Below are 3,026 nucleotides of genomic sequence, written 5' to 3'. Positions count from 1 at the left end.
TTTAAATACTTTTTCCATAATTCTTCGGGAGAAGGAAATGTATCAAGTGAGATTTCTTTTTCTAATTCGCCCGATTCAGTGGTTTTATCGTGAAAAACAAAAGAATCTCCATTTGAGGTGAATACAAATGGAATTTGTAATATTTCGGAATATTCTAAGTCTTGTTGCATCCCAGATCCAACAGGTTTTTTATTGTCTTTAGCCTCAATAATTGCTATGGGGACATTTGATTTGTAATATAAAATATAATCAGCTCTCTTACTTTTACCTCTTGTGTATAATTTTCCTTGTACAATAATGCGTCCATCTGTAAATGAGACTTCCTCACGGACTTGCGTTTTCATATTCCAACCAGCTTTTAATAAAGTAGGGTTTATAAATTTGGAACAAATGTCTCTTTCAGTGAGGGATTTTTTATTAATCATTCTGTCAATAATTTTTCACTAAAGTATCGAATAAATACGGAACTGAAAAGGGGGAAACCTTAATCGTAGTAAAAAATCGTTTTTAATTGATTAAACCATTTTATAAAAAGCTATTGCCGATTCCAAATTTTATTGATTTTTCGATTGCAAAAAATAAAGATTTTAGGAAAGATGGAAATTTCAGAATTTACGTTTTAAATACAGAAGAAGGAAATTTTCATAAAAAATTAGATTTGCAATTAAATCTGCAAATGTCAAAGGAATGGGAAAATGGTTTTTCAAGGGGTGTTGTTATATTTGGAATCATGGAAGGACAATTGAAACTGATTGTTGTTCCTTAAATAAAACAAACTATAACAATCAGCTGAGTATAAGCCCCATCCAAAGTTCATACCTTTGAAGGATAAAAAGTTTTAATACTCTAATTTTGTGGCTACTATAAAAAAGAATTATGCAAATTTTTACCAAAATATTTTTTAAACAAATACTTAAATTATTTTCATGATTGATAAACTGGAATTTAAAGGTTTGTGGTTTCTACCGCATGAGGAAGAAAGAAAAGTACCAGGTACTTTATCTTTTGATCCTGCAAATAATCGTCATTTTTTAGAATTAATAGGAAGTTTTTATGATATGTCCGATAATGATGGTGAAGAAATTATTTTTGGGGTGACTTCTGAAGGTGATGAAATCACTTTATATCAATGTCAATTTTCGTCTTCAACAGGTATTCCTCGGAATGAAAATGATTTAAAAGGTAGATTTAGTAATAAAAATAAACCTAGTACTTTAAATTTCCGAGTGAATTATATGCTCAAAGGAATCCATATTCCGAATATTGGAAGTTTTACCTTCAATTCTATTTATACAACTATCTATAATCTTCACGAATGGGTAGGAATTAGCGGCATAAGTGTCGATAGAGAAATACCGAATTGCGAGGATGTAATAACGTTTGCTAAACCGCAGCCAATTGTCATAGCAATTGATGAGGATTTGGAATTGGAGATTAAATTCCATTCAAATTTCCCTTTATATGCAAGAGCAATAAAAGAGCAAACTTTAAAACAACATACAACATTCGCTCTACGCTTCAAAAAGGGTCAAAGCATTGATGGTCTTTTATATAATGTAAAAAAGTTTCAAAACTTTTTATCAGCATCAACTCAAAGCCAAACCAGAATTGAAGATGCTGAAATATATAGTGACCAATTTCGTAACAAATACGATATGGCAATTCATATTAAGTTATATACAATTATCTCACCCAACCTGAAATTTGGAAAGCCAAAAGAAGATTGGCAAATGATATTTACTTATAGTGATATTGAAGACAAATTCAAATCAATCATTCAGAATTGGTTTAAATATTATGAAAGATTTGAAGCGCCATTCAATTTAGTTTTTGGTCAGTTCTACTTATCTGAATACTATTTAGAAGTCATGTTTATTAATGTTGCACAAGCAGCAGAGAGTTTTCATTCAAAATTAAAGATTGTTGAAGATGAAGAAAGGAAAATACAAGATGTAGAATTCAAAAAAAAGGTTGACTTAGTTTTAAATTCCGTTCCAGAAGACCTAAAGGATTGGGTTAAATCCAAATTAACAAATCCGCTTCATTTTGATACAAGGCTAAAGTATTTGATAAGTGAGTTTTCAAATGACCAGATTAATGCGATGATAGGCGACAAAGATGAATTTATTAAAGCGATTGTCAGAACAAGAAATTATTTAACTCATTATCACTCGAATGGAAAAAAAAGAGCAAGTGATGGATTGGAATTGGTTTTATTGATGAAAAGATTAAGACTACTTTTGATTTGTTCATTTCTTGTTAATTCTGGTATGGACAAAAATTTGCTTGACAAATTAATCAAGAAAAAAACCTATATGATGTTCAGAAGTTATTTCGATTAAATATAAATTTGGTAATTTGTGGCGATAAGATCCAGGAATCAATAACGTATAAATCTAATTGAGTTAAAGTAAAACCTAATGTCAGATGAATAATCTGATGTTAGTTTTTTTGTTAGATTTATTGACAGATTGGGACAAATAATAGTTAGTTTAATTTTATAAAATAATTATGAAATCGTACGGCTTTAATTAAAAAGTCACCCCCCTTTATTTTTAAACTTACACACTTTTTAGGACAGTGTCTTGAAATATAAATTGGACTACCTATTGCTTGTTTTTAGATAACTATTGATATGTATTACAAATTTAGATAGCCCCTTCTTTTTTTTCTTCTTTTATTTTTTAGTTGCTGTGGTAAATAATCCGAAGAATATTCAGCTTTCATAAGCATATCCAAGACTTTCACCAAATCTGGAAAAGTAAGTTTATCTTTTTGAAGTTGAAGATTATCAATCAATGATTCTTTAGAAGGAAGTTTTTCATAAATCTGATTCCTTTTTTCTTCACCAGCAATCTTTAATCCACAATGTTCTTCGATAGCTTTGGCACTGTATTGTTTCCCCAAACTACTTCCGTTGAAAACGTTTTTTGTTGTATGGTCAATATAGGTAATGCCATAGAGTTGACCTTGGGAACTTCTTCTAAATACAGCGTGAATACCTTCTTTTTTCAATAACTTTGCCA

3 protein-coding genes and 1 pseudogene are annotated in these 3,026 nt (G+C 29.8%); 2 read left to right on the top strand and 2 right to left on the bottom strand.

Features of this window, described 5'->3' with window-relative positions; genetic code table 11:
• Positions 1 to 422 (bottom strand): type I restriction endonuclease (locus VFS71_RS11960; RefSeq protein ID WP_414655998.1); only part of this gene is annotated, 422 nt, incomplete at its 3' end.
• 89 nt (positions 423 to 511) lie between these two features.
• Here VFS71_RS11960 and VFS71_RS11955 point away from each other — a divergent pair.
• Together VFS71_RS11955 and VFS71_RS11950 are read left to right on the top strand one after the other, a co-directional pair.
• Complete coding sequence (locus VFS71_RS11955; protein WP_326401509.1) at positions 512 to 766, top strand: hypothetical protein; 255 nt, start codon at positions 512 to 514, stop codon at positions 764 to 766.
• A gap of 160 nt (positions 767 to 926) precedes the next feature.
• Complete coding sequence (locus VFS71_RS11950; protein ID WP_326401508.1) at positions 927 to 2,342, top strand: HEPN domain-containing protein; 1,416 nt, start codon at positions 927 to 929, stop codon at positions 2,340 to 2,342.
• A 298-nt stretch (positions 2,343 to 2,640) separates the two neighbouring features.
• Here the strand turns inward: VFS71_RS11950 and VFS71_RS11945 are convergent.
• A pseudogene (locus VFS71_RS11945) lies at positions 2,641 to 3,026 on the bottom strand (relaxase); the annotation flags it as partial.

This window comes from Flavobacterium sp., assembly GCF_035760125.1.
Lineage (GTDB): Bacteria > Bacteroidota > Bacteroidia > Flavobacteriales > Flavobacteriaceae > Flavobacterium.
The sequence above is the reverse complement of the archived record's forward strand: the minus strand, read 5'-3'. Positions and strand labels throughout refer to the sequence as shown.

Coding starts and splice junctions, on each gene's coding strand:
- VFS71_RS11950 (WP_326401508.1), top strand. CDS start 927: ATGATTGATAAACTGGAATTTAAAGGTTTGTGGTTTCTACCGCATGAG.